The following is a 15,747-nucleotide window of genomic DNA, read 5'->3' as shown; positions in this document are numbered from 1 at the left end:
GTCGTCCGCGTAGCGCCGGGCGTTGAAGTGGAAGCCACCCAGCCGCCCCTCGTCGAGCAGGAAGGCGACGATCTGCTCGATGTTGACTCCCTGCGCGTGGTGCCCGAGGTCCACGAGCACCTGCGCCTTCTCCCCTATCGCGAGGCAGTGGGCATAGGCCGCGCCCCAGTCGAAGAGGTCGGTGGCGTAGAAGGCGGGTTCGAACAGCTTGTATTCCACGAGCATCCGCGCGCCGTCGGGCAACGCGTCGTGGACCTGTCGCAGGGCCTCGCGCACCCGCCGTTTGCGCGCCCGCAGGTCGTCCTGCCCGGCGTAGTTCGTGCCGTCCGCGAACCACAGCGAGAGGTCGCGGGAGCCGGTCTGCCGCATGATGCCCACGCAGTCGAGGAGGTGGCTCAGCGCCCGCTCGCGCACCGCCGCGTCCGGGTGGGCGATGGAGCCGAACCTGTAGGCGTCGTCCTGAAAGACATTGGGGTTGATCGCGCCGAGGGTCACGCCGCGCGATTCGGCGAAGCGGCGCAATTCGGCGTAGTCCTCCACCTCGTCCCACGGGATATGGAGGGCGACCGAGGGGGCAATGCCGGTCAGGCGCTGGACCTCGGCGGCGTCCTCGATCTTCTCGTGGACGGTGCGGGCGGCACCGGGGGTGGAGAAAGTCTTGAAGCGCGTGCCGGAGTTGCCGTAGCCCCAACTGGGGGTCTCGATTCTTTGCTGGTCGAGGGCGGGGAAGAGCGCGTCGGTGTTCATCGGGCCTCCTGGGTGACGAGTTGGACATCGGCGGCGTCGAGGGCCGCCTGAACGTCGGCTGAGGGCGGCTGGTCGGTGACGAGGACATCCACCTGATCCAGCGTGGTGATGGTGGCGAGCGCCCGGCGGGCGAACTTGGAGGCGTCGAGCAGCGCCACCACGGTGCTCCCGGAGCGGATCAGCGCCTGCTTGGCCCCCACCTCCGGGAGGTGCGCGTCCGTGAAGCCGATTGCGGGGGAGAAGGCCTTGGCCGAGAAGAACACCTTGTCGGGGTGCAGCCGGGCGATGGTGTCCGTGAAAAAGGCCCCCACGAACGAGCGCGCGGGCGCGTGGAAGTTCCCGCCCACCATCGCGAAGGGCACGCCGCTTTGCGCGAGCACGTTCGCCGCGTCCAGCCCGCTGACGATGGCGCTGACCTTGCGCGCGTGCAGGACGCGGGCCAGGGCCAGGGCGGTGGTGCTGGCGTCGAGGGCGACCACCTCGCCGTCCTGAATCAGGTCCAGGGCCGCGCGGGCGATGCTGTCCTTGGCCTCGGTGTTCTTCGTGGCGCGGAGCTGGTGGGCCACCTCCTCGCTGGCCTTTTCCAGCAGCCGGGCACCGCCGTGGACCCGCTCCAGGTAGCCCTGTTCGGCGAGCTGGTCGAGGTCGCGCCGAACGGTCATCTCGTGGACGCCGAGTTCGGCGGCGAGGTCCTTGATCTTCACGACACGCCCCGCCAGCGCACGCCGCAGGATCAGGTGCTGGCGTTCGGCACCCACCCTCAGCACTTCGGAAACCATGCCCCAATCTAACATCACTCGCGCCGAAAATGACAAGACCTTGCAATTTTGCGGGGGGCGGTGTTAGATGTGGGGCAGAACCCAACCCTACCGCGCCGCCCCGCGCGCACCTTTTTGGTCCCTCAGCTCCCGTCCCGGAGGCTTCCCTGTGTCGTCAGCGTCCACCTCAGCCCCGCCCCAGCGGCACCGCGTGTGCTTTGTGCTCCGCGTGAGGGGCGAACACCTCGCCGAGTACCGGGCGCGGCACGCCCAGGTCTGGCCCGACATGCTCGGGGCTTTGCGCGAGACCGGCTGGCACAACTACTCGCTGTTTCTGGGGGACGACGGTCTCCTGATCGGCTACTTCGAGACGCCGGACCTGCGGGCCGCGCAGGAGGGCATGCGGGGGCGTGAAGTGAACGCGCGCTGGCAGGCCGAGATGGCCCCCTTCTTCGAGGACCTCGGCGGCAAGGCCCCGGACGAGGGCTTCCTGCGGCTGGAGGAGGTGTTTCACCTTGACTGAACAACCGATTCTCGCCCTGCACCACGCCAGCAAGAGCTTCGGCCCCGTGCGGGCGCTCGTGGACGTGAGTCTGGACCTCTTCGGCGGGGAGGCCCACGCCCTGCTCGGCGAGAACGGGGCGGGCAAGAGCACCCTCGTCAAGATTCTGGCGGGCGTCCACCGCGCCGACGGCGGCGACCTCCTCGTGGACGGCCAGCCGCGCACCTTCCACACCACCGCCGAGGCGCGGGACGCGGGCATCGCCATCATCTACCAGGAGCCGACGCTCTTTCCCGACCTGACGGTGGCGGAGAACGTCCTGATGGGCCGTCAGCCGCTGGGGGCGGGGGGGCGCATCGACCGCCGCGCGATGCTGTCGCGGGTGGGCGAGATTTTGCGGGACCTCGGCGTGCCCCTCGATCCGGCCCGGCCCGTGCGCGGCCTCTCCATCGCCGACCAGCAGATCGTGGAGATCGCCAAGGCCCTCTCCTTCCAGGCCCGCGTCCTGATCATGGACGAGCCGACTGCCGCCCTGACCGGGCAGGAGACCGAGCGGCTCTTCCGGGTCGTCCGCACCCTGCGCGCGCGCGGTGCCGCCGTGCTGTTCATCACGCACCGCCTGGAGGAGGCCTTCGCTGAGTGCCAGCGCTTCACGATCATGCGGGACGGGAGCTGGGTGAACTCCGGTCCCGCCCCCACGTACACCATCGACTCGGTGGTGCGCGGGATGGTGGGGCGCGATGTCAGCGAGCTGTATCCCAAGCTCCCCGTGACGCCGGGCGAGGTGGCCCTGGAGGTGCGGGGCCTCTCCCGGCGCGGCGTGTTCCGGAATGTGAGCTTCGAGGTGCGCCGGGGCGAGATCGTCGGCCTCGCCGGGCTGGTCGGGGCCGGGCGCAGCGAGGTGGCCCGCGCGATCTTCGGGATCGACCCGCGCGACGGCGGGGAGGTGCGCGTGCGGGGGCAGGTCATTCCCGGCGGGGACACCCTCGCCGCCATGAGTGCGGGCATCGGCCTCGTCCCCGAGGACCGCCGCCAGCAGGGGCTGGTGATGGAGATGTCCATCGAGCGCAACGCCACCCTCGCCATCCTGGGTCGCCTGCGGCGCGGCGTGCTGATGGACCGCGCGGCGGAGGAGCGGACCGCGAGCGACTGGACGAGCAAACTGCGCCTCAAGGCGCACCGCCTCACCGACCCCGTGAGCACCCTGTCGGGCGGCAACCAGCAGAAGGTCGTCCTCGCCAAGTGGCTCGCCACCGGCCCCACGGTATTGATCGTGGACGAGCCGACGCGTGGGGTGGACGTGGGCGCGAAGGCGGAGGTCCACCGCACCCTGGCCGAACTCGCCGCCGGGGGCCTCGCGGTCGTGATGATCTCCTCCGACCTCCCGGAGGTGCTCGGCATGGCCGACCGCATCCTGGTGATGCGCGAGGGCGAACTCGTGGGCGAACTGCCCCGGCGCGACGCCTCCGAGGAGGCCGTGATGTACCTCGCCACCGGGCAGAAGACGGCCCTGGGAGGTGTGGCGTGACGACCGGACTCTCGACCTCGGACCCGGCGGGCACGGCCCCGCCCGGCCTCCTGACGCGGCTCTTCCGTGCCCGCGAGGCCAGCCTGATCCTGATCCTGCTGGCGCTCGTCGCCGTGACCGCCGCCGTCAACCCGCGTTTCCTGAGCGCGCAGAGCCTGCGGGACCTGCTGCTCAACGTCTCCATCGTCGCGCTCGTCGTCGTCGGGCAGACGCTCGTGCTGCTGATGAAGCACGTGGACCTCAGCGTGAGCAGCATCCTCGGCCTCACGGCCTTTCTCTCGGGGTCGCTCTTCGTCGCCAATCCGGGGATGCCGATCTGGCTGGCCTTCGTGGCGGGCCTGGGCATCGGCGCGGCTCTCGGCGCGGTGAACGGCCTGCTCGTCGCGTACGGGAGGGTGCCCGCCCTCGTCGCCACGCTGGGCACGCTGTACGTGTTTCGCGGGGTGGACTACGCCGTCGTTCAGGGGGGACAGATCACGGCCTCGAACCTCCCCCCGGCGTTCAGCGCCTTCGCCAGCGGCAGCGTCCTCGGGGTGCCGTCCCTCGTGCTGCTCGTGCTCGCGGTGATGGTGATCTTCGGCGTCTACCTGCGCTCGTACCGCTCGGGCCGGGAATATTACGCGGTCGGCTCCAACGTGGAGGCGGCCAACCTCGCGGGCATCAACGTGGGCCGCCGCGTCCTGACGGGCTTCGTCCTCTCCGGGGCCATCGCGGGCCTCGCGGGGGTGCTGTACCTCGCGCGTTTCGGGACGGTGGACGCCGCCGCCGGGACGGGGCTGGAGCTTCAGGTCATCGCCGCCGCTGTCGTGGGCGGGGTGGCGATCACGGGCGGCGTCGGCACGGTCGCGGGGGCGGGCATCGGCGCGCTGCTGCTCGGCGTGATCGGGAGCGCCCTCGTCGCCCTGCGTGCCCCGGCGTTCTGGCAGCAGGCCATTCAGGGCGCGCTGCTGCTGCTCGCCATCAGCGTGGACATCGTTCTCGCCCGCCGCGCCGCCCGCAGGGTGCAGGAAAGGAGCCACCGTTGACCGTTCCCCAGCCCGCCCCACCCCCGGCCCCGCAGCGGCCCGCCCGCAGCCTGCTCGGCTGGGAGACGACCATCCTCGCGCTCGTCGCCGTGGCGCTGCTCGTCGGCTCCACCCTCTCCGACGCCTTTCTCACGGGGGCGAACCTCTCGAACCTCGCCTCGAACCTCGTGGAGATCGCCCTGATCGCCCTCACGATGACGCTGGTGGTCATCGCCGCCGAGATCGACCTGTCCGTCGCGTCCATCGTCGGCATGTGCTCCGCCCTGCTCGGCGTGCTGTGGGCCGCGCAGGTCCCGATGGGGCTGGCGATCCTCGGGGCGCTCGGCCTCGGGGCGCTCGCGGGCCTCCTCAACGGGTGGCTCGTCACTCGCCTCGGGTTGCCCTCGCTCGCCGTCACCATCGGTACGCTCGCCCTGTACCGGGGCCTCGCGTACGCCCTGCTGGGGGACCGGGCCGTGGCCGACTTCCCCCCCTTCTGGACCAACCTGGGCTTCGGGCTGGTGCCCGGCACGCAGCTTCCGATCCCCATCGTCGCGTTCGTGATCCTCGCCGTCGTCACCGCCGCCCTGCTGCACGCCACGCCGTTCGGGCGCTCGCTGTACGCCATCGGCGCGAACGAGGTCGCCGCGCGCTTCGCGGGATTGCGGGTGGGGCGCACGAAGCTGCTGCTGTTCGTCCTCTCGGGCCTGATGAGCGCCTTCGCCGCCGTGGTGTACACCTTCCGCTTCTCCAGCGCGCGGGCGGACAACGCGGTGGGCCTCGAACTCTCCGTCATCGCGGCGGTGCTGCTGGGCGGCGTGAGCATCTTCGGCGGGCGCGGCAGCGTGATCGGCGTGATCGCCGCCGTGTTCCTGATCGGCATCATCCAGAATGCGCTGACCCTCGCGGACGTGCCGAACGAGATTCTCACCATCGTCACGGGCCTGCTCCTGATCCTCTCGGTCCTCGGCCCGAACCTCGCCGCACGTGTCCGGGCCGCGCGTCAGAGGCGGAGCACCCTCGCGGGTCCGAAGGGAGGCGCGCCGTGAGTCCCTGACCTCACGTGCCCCGGCGCAGCGCCCTTTTTCCCTCCCTCCCGTCCACCCGCCAACCCGCCAACCCGCCAACCCGCCAACCCGCCGCCTTCCCCTTCCCTTTCCCCGGAGGAATCCCATGCACCACCGCAAAGCCATGCTCGCCGCCCTGACCCTCTCGCTGGGCACCCTCTCGCTGGGGGCCGTCGCGCTCGCCCAGACCGGCCTCCAGAAGGGCATCACCATCGCCTTTCTGCCCAAGCAGGTGAACAACCCGTACTTCGCGACCGCCTGGAAGGGCGGGCAGGCCGCCGTCAAGGAGTTCGCGGGCGTCGGCAAGCAGGTCGGGCCGTCCGACGCGGGCGCGAGCAGCCAGGTGAGCTATATCAACACGCTCCTCGCCCAGCGCCAGAAGGCCATCGTGGTCTCGGCCAGCGACCAGAACGCGCTCGTGCCGTACCTCAAGCGGGCCATGAGCCAGGGCGTGAAGGTCGTCACCTACGACAGCGACGTGGCCGTGGGCGGGCGCAACGTCTTCGTCAGCCAGGCCAGCGCGGACACCATCGCCCGCGACCAGGTGCGAATCCTCGCGCGGCAGATCGGCAGCAAGGGCGAGATCGCCATTCTGTCGGCCACTCCGAACGCCACCAACCAGAACGCCTGGATCAAGGTGATGCAAGAAGAGCTGAAAAAGCCCCAGTACAAGGACATGCGGCTCGTCAAAATCGCCTACGGCAACGACGACGACCAGAAGTCCTTCACCGAGATGCAGGGGCTGATGCAGGCCTACCCCAACCTCCGGGGCGTGATCTCGCCCACCACCGTCGGCATCAGCGCCGCCGCCCGCTACCTGTCGGGCAGCCCCTACAAGGGCAAGGTGGCCCTCACCGGCCTGGGCACCCCCAACCAGATGCGCGAGTTCGTGAAGAACGGGACCGTGCAGGGCTTCGCGCTGTGGAACCCGGAGGACCTCGGCTACCTCGCCTCCTACGCGGCGGCGGCGCTCGTGAGCGGGCAGATCACCGGCAAGGAGGGCGAGAAGTTCAGCGCCGGGAAGCTCGGCCAGCGCACGGTCGGCAAGGACGGCGTGGTGATCCTCGGCCCCTTGACCGTCTTCGACAAGAACAACATCGACAAGTTCAACTTCTGATCCGGGCGGGCACTGCCCGGCATTCGTGACAGCTCCCCGTCGTTCTGCGGCGGGGAGTTCTCATGCGTGAGCCGGGCGGCGGTGCCGGGGGGGTCCTGGCCCCCTGTCGGTGAGGACCCCCCGCCCCGACGCACCGTCATTTCGGCCCACTCACCCTCTTTCACCGGCACGCCGCCGCCCTCCTGACCTCCGGTTGGGGTGGGCGGCGGCGTGTTCGCCCGCGAGGTCGGCGCTCCCGGCCCCACTGCCGGGGGGGGAGCGGACTGGGGCCGCAGCTACAATTCCGCGCACCTCAACGCGGGGGGATGTAAGAGCAATGTGCGAAACCTCTTCTTAGATTCCGGGTGTTCGTCCGGGGCGAGATTTGGGAGCAGGCCAGATGAGTACACGTGGGAGAGCACCCACCCGCCCCACTCCCGCCGCCCCGCACCCTTTTGTTCTCACCGACGAGCAAGACCTGGAGGTTTCCGCATGGCCCGTATTCTGACCGTTGACGATTCTCCCGCCGACCTCAAGCTGATGGAGACGGCGCTGCGCTCGGCCCGGCACACCGTGATCCCGCTTGGCGACCCGACCGGGGTCGAGGGGGCCGTGGAACGCGAGCAGCCCGACCTGCTGCTGCTCGACGTGGTGATGCCGGGCCGCAACGGCTACGACGTGCTGCGCGCCGTGCGCCGCGCGCCCAGGGGCAAGGCCCTGAAGGTGATCCTCGTGTCGAGCAAGGGCCAGGACACCGACGTGAAGTGGGGCCTGCGCCAGGGGGCCGACGACTACCTCGTCAAGCCGTACACCCCGGAGCAACTGCTCGCCGTCGTGGCGCGGCACGTGGGCTGAGGCGTGGCCCGCGCCCTGACCTTTCAGGTGGCCGGCCACCTGCTCAGCCTGGCGGGAGCCGGGCGGCGCGAGGTGGTCGAGCGGGGGGCGGTCGTGCCGCTGCCCCACGGCGAGCCGCTGCTGCTGGGTCTGACCGCCGTGCATGGCCGCTCAGTGCCCCTGCTCAGCGTGGCCGCGCTGCTGGGTCACGGCCCCGACGCCCTCACCCCCGGCGGGTTGACCCTGCTGGCTGAAGAGGGGGGCGAGGAGGTGGCGCTGGCGGTGGACAGCGTGGGGGAGTTCGCTGAGGTGACGCCGGTGTCTGGTGACGCGGACCCCCTCGGGGAGGCGGCGACACCCGGCGATCCCCGCCCGCTGCACCTGCCCGCCCTGATGCGCCTGCTCCGGCAACAGCTCGCGCCCGGCAGCCGGGCCTGAGCCGCGTTCCCGGCACTCCCCTCTTTCCCACTCCCTCAGCCCCCATCCCCCGCCCCTCCCCCCCCCTTCCAGCTCCAGAGGAGTCCCCGTGCAAAGCCGTCTCGAACTTCCCACGCAGGGCCGCGTCCGCCCGGTGAAGACCCAAACCTCGCGCACGTCCTGGCTCGACCACATGCCCTTCAGCCGCAAGGTGCTGCTGATCTCGGTCATTCCCCTCACGGGCCTGCTCAGTGTGGGTGCCGTCTCGCTGGGCAACCTGCGCGAGATTCGCTACAACCTCTCGAACATCTACGAGTTCATGCTCATCCCCATCGAGGCCATCGGGGAGGCCGACATGCGCTTCACCGAGGTCCAGCTCTATACCGAGCGTCTGCGCGACCCACTGCTGACGCCGGCGGACCGCGCCAGCCTGCTCAAGGCCCTCGACCAGTCGAACAAGGGGGCGCTGGAGGTGATCGGGCGCTACAACAAGGAGTGGGTGACGACGGCCAGCCCCGAGTTCACGGCCACGCTCCGGGACGCCGGCAAGCTGGCCTGGCAGCAGAGCGAGGTCGGCCACCTCTCCAGCCTCAACGCCGCCCTCCAGCGCAGCCAGCGGTCCCTGAACGCCTACGTCGCCTCCGTGCGGGCGGGCACCCCGGATCAGCGGGCGCTGACCCAGACGAACCAGGGCTACACGCAGGTCCGGGGCGACATGGGCCGCCTCATCGACGTGAACATGCAGTTCGCCGACCTGTCCTACGGGGCGGCACGCGCCGCCGACCGCCAGACGACCGTGACCACGCTGGCCGTCGCCGGGCTGGCGCTGCTGCTCGCCGCCGCGCTGAGCTGGCTGGTCGTCCGCTCGCTGACGCGCCGCATGTCCCAGCTCACCGCCGGGGCACGCGCCCTGGAGGCCGGGGAGCTGGGGCGGCAGGTGCCGGTCGTGGGCCGCGATGAGGTCGGCGTGCTCGCCGGGGCCTTCAACCGCGCCTCGGCCCAGTTGCAGGAGAACGAGGCCAACGTCGGGCGGGAGCGCGAGGAGGCCCAGCGCCTTCAGCAGAACATCGGCTCGTTTCTCGACGTGACGATGGACATCGCCTCGGGCGACCTCACGAAGCGCGGGCAGGTCACGGAGGACGTGCTGGGCAACGTGGTGGACTCCATCAACCTGATGGTGGACGAACTCGCGGAGGTGCTGCGCGAGGTGCAGGGGGCGGCGGCGTCGGTGAGCGGCGGCAGCGCGGCCATGCTCGCCACCACCGAGCAGATCGCGCATGCGGCGGACACGACCTTCGCCGCCACCCGGCAGGTGAGCGCGCAGGTGGGCACCGTGACGGGCGGCATCCGCGAGGTGGCGCGGGACGCGCAGCTCAGCGCCGATGCGGCCCGACAGGCGCTCGCCGCCTCCGAGCAGGGCCAGCAGGCCGTGCAGGAGACGCTGGGCGGCATGGAGAACATCCGCCGCGAGGTGCAGGGGGTGGCGCGGCGCATCAAGACGCTCGGCGAGCGGTCGCTGGAGATTCAGGACATCGTGGACACCATCTCGCGGCTGTCCTCGCAGACGAACCTGCTGGCGCTCAACGCCGCCATCGAGGCCGCCGGGGCGGGCGCGGCGGGCAGCCGCTTCGCCATCGTCGCCGACGAGGTTCGCAAGCTCGCGGACTCCTCGGCGCAGGCCACCGCGCGCATCGCCACCCTGATCAAGACGGTGCAGCTCGAGATTCAGGAGGTCGTCACCTCGGTGGAGGACGGCACCCGCGAGGTCGAGCAGGGCTACCGGGTGGCGGGCACGGCGGGCGAGCAGCTCCGCGAGCTGGGCCGCCTGGCGCAGGAGGCGGCGGCCTTCTCCGAGCGCATCCGCCAGGCCACGGGCGAGCAGGTGCGGCAGGTCGAGCAGGTCGGCGGCGCGGTGCAGGACATCGAGCGCGTTGCCGACGAGTCGAACGCCTCGGTTGCGGGGGGGCGTCAGGCCGCCGAGGACCTGCGGCGACTGGCGGACGACCTCGGCGAGCTGCTCACCCGCTTCCGCCTGTCGGTGTAGTGCCGTGCCAGACAGCGCCATGTCGGACTCCATGTACGGGGACCTGACCGAGACCTACCTGCAAGACACCCGTGGGGTCCTCGCCGACCTCGAGGACGCCAGCGTGCGCCTGTGGCTCCAGGAGGGCCGCGCGGGGGCACTGGAGGACCTCGCGGTCCTGACCCACCGCCTGCGCGGCACCGCCGCCCTGTACGGCCACCCCCAGACCGCCACCCTCGCCGGACTGCTCGAACGGCTGCTGGAGGGCCGCGCGGACTTCCCAGGGCCGCTGGTCGGCGGTGTGGTCGGCGTGCTGGAGTGCGCCCACACCTGCCTGACCGGGGCGCTGGACCGGGTGGCGGCGGGGCTGGACGAGGGGCCGGTCGGGCTGGAGTTCACCCGGCTGGGGGGGGCGGCGGGGCTGAGCGCCCTGCTGCGGGCCTACCCGGCGGCGTTCCGGCCCGTCGCCAGCGGGGGCGAGGAGGAAGTGACGGGGGACGTTCCCTTCGCCCAGGAACAGGCGGAGCTGTGGTCCTTTTTCGCCCCCGAGGCGCGGGAGCTGATCGAGACGCTGCGCGCCCAGCTCGCGGCGGGGGGCGAGGACCTCGGCGCGATGTTCCGCGCGGCCCACACCCTCAAGGGCAGCGCGGCGATGGTGGGCCTGTCCACGCTTCAGGGCCTCGGCCACACCCTGGAGGACCTGCTGGGCCACGTCCGCGAGGGGGGCACGTCCATTGAGCGGGCGGCCCCCCTGCTGGAGGAGGGTCTCGCCCTGGCCGGGGGGGTGCTCGCGGAGGCGGCGGGTGAGGGCGCGGTGCCGGAGGCGGCCCTGCGGGATCACGCCACGCGCACCCAGGCCCTGGTTCGCGGGGAGGCGGCGGTCGCGGCGGCTTCCCCCCCCACCGCCCCGGCCTCGGCCCCGGCCCGCCTCTCCGTGCGGGTGGAGGGCGAGCAGCTCGACGCGATGCTGGAGGGGGTGGGCCGCCTCGTCACGGTGCGCGCCCGGCTGAGCGGCCTCGTGGGACGCCAGCGAACCCTCGCCGACCACCTCGACGCCGCGCATACCCGCGTGCAGCGGACCCTGCGCGACTTCGAGGAACGGTATCTCAACCCCACCCTGGGCGGGGGTGGGGCGGGCGGGAGTGCGGTGGGTGTGGCCGGATCAGCCCGCGCGGACGCCGCCCCCGCTCCCGCCACGGACGCGCGCCTCGCGGACTTCAGCGCCCTGGAACTCGACACCTACAGCGACCTGAACGTGCTGGCCCGCTCGCTGACCGAGCTGAGCGCCGACCTCGCGGAGATTCGGGAGGGCACGCGCGCCGGGCTGGGCGACCTCGGCGAGGAGGTCCTGGGGCTGGACAAGGTGGCTCGGGGCCTGCGCTCGGACGTGAGCCGCGCCCGCCGTACCCCCCTCTCCCGCGCCACCGCGCCGCTGCACCGCTGGGCGCGCGAGCGCGGCGGCCTGACCCTGCACGCCGAGGGTGAGGACCTCTCCATCGATGCGGCGGCGGTGCCCCCCCTGGCCCAGGCTCTGCTCCACCTCGTCACGAACGCGGCCACCCACGGCCTGGAACCCGAGGCCGAGCGCGTGGCGCGGGGCAAACCCCCCACCGGCACCGTGAGGATCACCGCCCGCGCGCAGGGCGGGCAGCTCCACGTCACCGTCGAGGACAACGGGCGCGGGCTGCCGCTGGCGAAGGTGCGGGAGCGGGCGCTCGCGGCGGGCCTCGCGGGGGCCTCGGAGCTGCGCGGGCTGAGCGACGCACAACTCGCCGAACTCGTGTTCGTGCCGGGCCTGAGCACCGCCGGGGCCGTGACCCACGAGGCGGGGCGCGGCGTCGGGATGGACGCGGTGCGCTCGGCGGTCGAGGGCCTCGGCGGGCGCGTCAGCCTGCACAGCGTCCCCGGCCAGGGCACGACCGTCACCCTGCACGTGCCGCTGACCCAGCAGATCGCCGGGGTCCTCGTCGCCCGCGTGGGGCAGGTCCGGCTCGCCCTGCTCGCCGACGGGGTGCGCGGCCTGCGGCCCCTGGAGGACGGCCCCGAACCTGCCGGGGCGGACGTGGCGCGGGTGGACCTGCACGCCCTGTGGGGCCAGGTGCCCGGCCCGGTCCGGTACGTCGCCCGCCTGGAGGCCGGGGCGGGGGAGGTCGAGGTGATCGCCGACGAGTTCACCCACCTGGAGGAGGTCGTGCTGCGGTCCGCCGGCCCCCTGCTGGGCACGCTGGGCTACCTGGCGGGCACGGCGGTCGGCGAGGACGGGACCGCGCTGCCCGTGCTCGACCCATCGGGGCTGCCCGCCGCCGCCCGGCGCTCGTCCGGTCAGGCCCCTCGCCTGGGCACCCCTGGGGCCGAGGTCGCTCCTGGGCGCGTGCTGCTGGTGGACGACAGCCTCAGCGTGCGCCGCCACCTGGGCCGGGCGCTGGGCCGGGCGGGCTTCACGGTGCTCACCGCCAGCGACGGGCGCGAGGCCCTCGACCGCCTGATCGGCGGGGAGCGCGTGGACGTGGTGCTCACCGACCTGGAGATGCCGCGCGCCAACGGCTTCGAGGTCCTTCAGGGCCTGCGCGGCCACACGGTCACGGCGGGGCTGCCGGTCGTGGTGATGACCACCCGCACGGGCGAGAAGCATCAGCAGCTCGCGCTGGACCTCGGTGCCGACGATTACTTCGCCAAGCCCGCCGACGAGCGACGCCTTGCCCGGCGGCTGGGCGACCTGATCGCCGGGGGCCGGGGCACGGGGGGCCGGGTCACGGGGGAGGCGGCCCGCCCCGGCTGAGCCGCGCTTCCCACCGTTCTTCCCGGTTCGCCCGTCCCAACTCTTCCCACCCCGCCCTGGAGGCCTGTTTCCCATGACCACCCAAGACATTCTGGTTGTCGACGACAGCGTGAGCGTTCGCAAGGCGCTCGAGCGCATCCTGGCCCCGCAGGGCCTGCGCGTGCGCACCGCCGACAGCGGCGAGGACGCCCTCAACCAGCTCGACCCCCCGCCGGGGCTGGTGATCGCCGACGTGCTGATGCCCGGCATGAGCGGCCTGCAACTCGCCGAAACGGTCCAGGCCCGGTATCCGGGTCTCCCGGTCCTGCTCATGAGCGGCGTGGTGGACGAACCGCTGCAACAGCAGGCGCGGCGGGTGGGGGTCGCGCGGGTGATGCGGAAGCCCTTCACGCCCGGCGAACTGCTGCCCGTGGTCTCCGAGCTGCTGGGCGCAGGCACGGGCACGGCGGCCCCCACCCCCGAGTCCCCTGCCCCGGCGGCCAGCGACCCGGACCTCCGGGCGTGGACGGCGCTGCTCGCGCACCTGAACACCCAGCCCGGCCTGCTGGCCGTCACCCTCTTCGACCTCAGGGGCCACCCGCTGCATCAGGGCCACACGCCCCTGCCCCCCACCCTCGGCCTGTACGCCCGCTTCCTGCTGACTGCCGCCTTCACGGCGGGCCTGCACGTGGAGGCGCGGCAGCCGCAGATTCTTCAGGTCGCGTACGAGAACCGCACCCTGCTGCTGACCGAGTACGCGGGGGGCTACCTCGTCTCCCTGTGGCCGGACGCGTCCGGTGCCCAGGCCCTCACGCGCTGGCTGCGTTCGGCGCGGGTCCCGGTCGCGGCACGGTGATCCGGTGAAGCGACCTGGTGGCGGGCGGTCCCGGACGAGGCGGTGGAGTCTAGGACCACCCGCCTGAACTTCGGCGGAGGGCGGACGGAGCGCCGTTTGAGCGATGGCCGCTCGGTGAGACCCGTTTGGATGGGTTTAACCCGCCGTCATCTCCAGACAGTGCACTTTTCGTCAGAGATTGCACCCTATTGTTTTGACATTAAATGGAGGGCAGCGGTTCCGGCCAGCGGGCGGGGGCGTGGCCTCTCCCGGTGGAACCTGGAAATGGAGGAGGTATGACAGCATCTCAAAATCCCCGGTCCTCCCTGCTGCTGGTCGGCGAGCCGGGGGACCACCTGCGGCGGTACCTGCACACCCACGTGCCCGCCTCGGCGCAGTGGCAGGTGCGGTCCTTCCCGACGGTGGAGGCCGTGCTGGCGGAAGCGCCCCACGAAGCGCCGAACCTGGCGGTGGTCGTCTGCCCGCAGGAGGACGCGCTGCTGTGCTTCGACCTGCACCACCTGCTGGAGCATGCCAAGCGGCGCTGGCCCTACACCTTCTTCATCGTGGTGAGCCTGCAGCCCCTGCGCCACCCGGAGGCCCTGTTCGAGCGGTTCGGGGAGATGCCGGTCGTCGATCTGAGCGCGGCCTCGGACCTGGGGGCCGTCATCGAGCGGGAGATGGCGAGCGGCACCTACGGGCTGGTGCGCGGCGTGTCGCTGCCGAGCTTTCTTCAGGTGATGGCCTGGGAGCACAAGAGCCTGTCCATCCGCGTGGAGTCCCCGCAGGGGTGGGGGCGGCTGCACCTGCTCCGGGGCCAGCTCGTGGGGGCCTACTCGAACGTCTCGCGGCGGGAGGGGGAGGCGGCGGCGCTGGAGATTCTGTCGTGGGAGTCGGTCTCGCTTCGAATCGAACGCTCGTACCACAATGGCCGGGGCGGCGAGCTGCGCGACCTCCAGCATCTCCTGATGGACGCCATGAAGCTCAAGGACGAGGACGCCAAGCAGGGAGGGGACCTGCTCGGGGACCTGCTGTTCGACGACGGCCCGGAATCCGGCGGCGCGGACGAACTGGGGCTGGACCTGGGGCTGGACCTGGGGCTGGACCTGGGGCAGCGGCGTCCGGGACCCCCGACCTCCAACATCGGGGAGACGCTCGGCGCGGCGATGCGGGAGCTGGACGGCGCGCACGCCGTTTCGCTCGTGGACTACCAGATCGGCATGGCGCTGGAGACCCAGGGCACGGGCTTCGACTTCGACGCCGCCGCCGCGACCTACACCACGGTGGTGCGCGCCCAGTTGCAGCTCATGGAGAGCCTGGGCCTGGGTGACGGCCCGGAGGACATCCTGATCACCCTGAAAGACCAGTACCACATCCTCGCCCTCGTCCCGAACGAGCCGCTGTTCCTGCACCTGGTCCTGTCCCGCAGGGAGGGCAATCTGGCGGTGGCGCGCTCCACCCTCGGGGCGCTGGGGCACCAGCTCGTCGTGATGTAGACCTGGGCGACGCCGGGCAGGAGTCTCCCGGTTTCCCCGGCCTGCTTGAGCGAGCCTGAAGTCTCGCCGTCCCCCGCTTCCCCTGGGGCGCGGCGACCCGCAAGATGACGGGCAGGAGGCCCACATGGCGCAGCGGGGCGAGAAGATCAAGAAGGCCAAGACCCAGGCGTTGCTGGACGACGCGACCTTTGCCGCCGCCGGGCAGAGCGGCCCCGGCAACGCGCCGATCACACGCACGGGCGCGCACGACGTCGGCAGGCTCGGCAGGACCGACCTCGCCGAGCAGGTCGCCGGGCGCACCAGCCTGAGCAAGGGGCAGGCGGCGGCGGCCATCGACGCGCTGCTCGGCGGGGTCGTGGAGGCGTTGCGCGGCGGCCAGAGTGTGGGCCTGCCCGGCCTGGGCACGCTCTCCGTGCGCGAGACGGCGGCCCGGACCGGGGTGCGGCCCGGCACCAGCGAGAGGATTCAGATTCCGGCGGGCAGGAAGGTCGCCTTCAAGGTCGCCTCCACCCTCAAGGGCGGCCTGGGCACCGAGTAGACCCGCCGGGCCGGGTTCCACCCCGCTCCCCCGCCGCGTAGCCGTGGGGTCCACCCCACACCGTCAGGGCAGGCCACACCGACCTCGACAGGACACCACCCGGTGGGGGATGGGCCGCCTCTCGCATCCGCGCGGAACAGTATC

The 15,747-nt window shown here is 72.0% G+C and carries 14 protein-coding genes; 12 read left to right on the top strand and 2 right to left on the bottom strand.

The annotated features are described in order from the left end of the window. Together V3W47_RS15280 and V3W47_RS15275 are read right to left on the bottom strand one after the other, a co-directional pair. On the bottom strand, nucleotides 1-747 hold a 747-nt coding region (locus V3W47_RS15280), incomplete at its 3' end, for a TIM barrel protein (RefSeq protein WP_331826081.1). After that, the gene (locus V3W47_RS15275; RefSeq protein ID WP_331826080.1) at nucleotides 744-1,526 is read right to left on the bottom strand and encodes a DeoR/GlpR family DNA-binding transcription regulator; all 783 of its coding nucleotides are present in this window, start codon (nucleotides 1,524-1,526) and stop codon (nucleotides 744-746) included. The genes V3W47_RS15280 and V3W47_RS15275, both read right to left, overlap by 4 nt. A gap of 208 nt (nucleotides 1,527-1,734) precedes the next feature. Here V3W47_RS15275 and V3W47_RS15270 point away from each other — a divergent pair, with 208 nt between their 5' ends. The 12 genes from V3W47_RS15270 to V3W47_RS15215 all read left to right on the top strand — a co-directional run bounded on the left by V3W47_RS15270 (nucleotide 1,735) and on the right by V3W47_RS15215 (nucleotide 15,603). Next, entirely contained in the window at nucleotides 1,735-2,028 is a 294-nt protein-coding gene (locus tag V3W47_RS15270) for an L-rhamnose mutarotase (protein ID WP_331826079.1), read from the top strand. Further along, the gene (locus V3W47_RS15265) at nucleotides 2,021-3,535 is read left to right on the top strand and encodes a sugar ABC transporter ATP-binding protein (protein ID WP_331826078.1); all 1,515 of its coding nucleotides are present in this window, start codon (nucleotides 2,021-2,023) and stop codon (nucleotides 3,533-3,535) included. The genes V3W47_RS15270 and V3W47_RS15265 overlap by 8 nt, the downstream gene beginning before the upstream one ends. Further along, nucleotides 3,532-4,560 carry an ABC transporter permease gene (locus V3W47_RS15260; protein WP_331826077.1) on the top strand — a complete coding sequence of 343 codons (1,029 nt, stop codon included), beginning with the start codon at nucleotides 3,532-3,534 and terminating at the stop codon, nucleotides 4,558-4,560. Before V3W47_RS15265 ends, V3W47_RS15260 begins: the two co-directional genes overlap by 4 nt. Further along, nucleotides 4,557-5,588 carry an ABC transporter permease gene (locus V3W47_RS15255; RefSeq protein ID WP_331826076.1) on the top strand — a complete coding sequence of 344 codons (1,032 nt, stop codon included), beginning with the start codon at nucleotides 4,557-4,559 and terminating at the stop codon, nucleotides 5,586-5,588. Before V3W47_RS15260 ends, V3W47_RS15255 begins: the two co-directional genes overlap by 4 nt. Before the next feature lie 124 nt (nucleotides 5,589-5,712). Beyond that, nucleotides 5,713-6,723 carry a rhamnose ABC transporter substrate-binding protein gene (gene rhaS / locus V3W47_RS15250; protein ID WP_331826075.1) on the top strand — a complete coding sequence of 337 codons (1,011 nt, stop codon included), beginning with the start codon at nucleotides 5,713-5,715 and terminating at the stop codon, nucleotides 6,721-6,723. Between the two features lie 471 nt (nucleotides 6,724-7,194). Further along, nucleotides 7,195-7,557 (top strand): response regulator, encoded by a 363-nt coding sequence (locus V3W47_RS15245; protein WP_331826074.1) that lies wholly within the window; start codon nucleotides 7,195-7,197, stop codon nucleotides 7,555-7,557. 3 nt (nucleotides 7,558-7,560) lie between these two features. Continuing rightward, complete coding sequence (locus tag V3W47_RS15240; RefSeq protein WP_331826073.1) at nucleotides 7,561-7,974, top strand: chemotaxis protein CheW; 414 nt, start codon at nucleotides 7,561-7,563, stop codon at nucleotides 7,972-7,974. 88 nt (nucleotides 7,975-8,062) lie between these two features. Beyond that, the gene (locus V3W47_RS15235) at nucleotides 8,063-9,997 is read left to right on the top strand and encodes a HAMP domain-containing methyl-accepting chemotaxis protein (protein WP_331826072.1); all 1,935 of its coding nucleotides are present in this window, start codon (nucleotides 8,063-8,065) and stop codon (nucleotides 9,995-9,997) included. A 4-nt stretch (nucleotides 9,998-10,001) separates the two neighbouring features. Then, nucleotides 10,002-12,755, top strand: coding sequence for an Hpt domain-containing protein (locus V3W47_RS15230; RefSeq protein WP_331826071.1), 2,754 nt, complete (start codon nucleotides 10,002-10,004; stop codon nucleotides 12,753-12,755). Between the two features lie 73 nt (nucleotides 12,756-12,828). Beyond that, nucleotides 12,829-13,590, top strand: coding sequence for a response regulator (locus V3W47_RS15225; RefSeq protein WP_331826070.1), 762 nt, complete (start codon nucleotides 12,829-12,831; stop codon nucleotides 13,588-13,590). 275 nt (nucleotides 13,591-13,865) lie between these two features. Continuing rightward, nucleotides 13,866-15,065, top strand: coding sequence for a DUF4388 domain-containing protein (locus V3W47_RS15220; RefSeq protein WP_331826069.1), 1,200 nt, complete (start codon nucleotides 13,866-13,868; stop codon nucleotides 15,063-15,065). Between the two features lie 124 nt (nucleotides 15,066-15,189). Beyond that, nucleotides 15,190-15,603, top strand: a complete 414-nt coding sequence (locus V3W47_RS15215; RefSeq protein ID WP_331826068.1) for an HU family DNA-binding protein — start codon at nucleotides 15,190-15,192, stop codon at nucleotides 15,601-15,603. Nucleotides 15,604-15,747 lie beyond the last annotated feature (144 nt).

The sequence above is a fragment of the Deinococcus sp. YIM 134068 genome (assembly GCF_036543075.1).
GTDB classification, from domain to species: Bacteria; Deinococcota; Deinococci; order Deinococcales; family Deinococcaceae; genus Deinococcus; species Deinococcus lichenicola.
The sequence above is the reverse complement of the archived record's forward strand: the minus strand, read 5'-3'. Positions and strand labels throughout refer to the sequence as shown.

What these genes read in the sequence shown, in the direction of transcription:
- rhaS (WP_331826075.1), top strand. Translation starts at nt 5,713, where the DNA reads ATGCACCACCGCAAAGCCATGCTCGCCGCCCTGACCCTCTCGCTGGGC.
- V3W47_RS15220 (WP_331826069.1), top strand. Translation starts at nt 13,866, where the DNA reads ATGACAGCATCTCAAAATCCCCGGTCCTCCCTGCTGCTGGTCGGCGAG.
- V3W47_RS15215 (WP_331826068.1), top strand. Translation starts at nt 15,190, where the DNA reads ATGGCGCAGCGGGGCGAGAAGATCAAGAAGGCCAAGACCCAGGCGTTG.
- V3W47_RS15245 (WP_331826074.1), top strand. Translation starts at nt 7,195, where the DNA reads ATGGCCCGTATTCTGACCGTTGACGATTCTCCCGCCGACCTCAAGCTG.
- V3W47_RS15275 (WP_331826080.1), bottom strand. Translation starts at nt 1,526, where the DNA reads ATGGTTTCCGAAGTGCTGAGGGTGGGTGCCGAACGCCAGCACCTGATC.
- V3W47_RS15225 (WP_331826070.1), top strand. Translation starts at nt 12,829, where the DNA reads ATGACCACCCAAGACATTCTGGTTGTCGACGACAGCGTGAGCGTTCGC.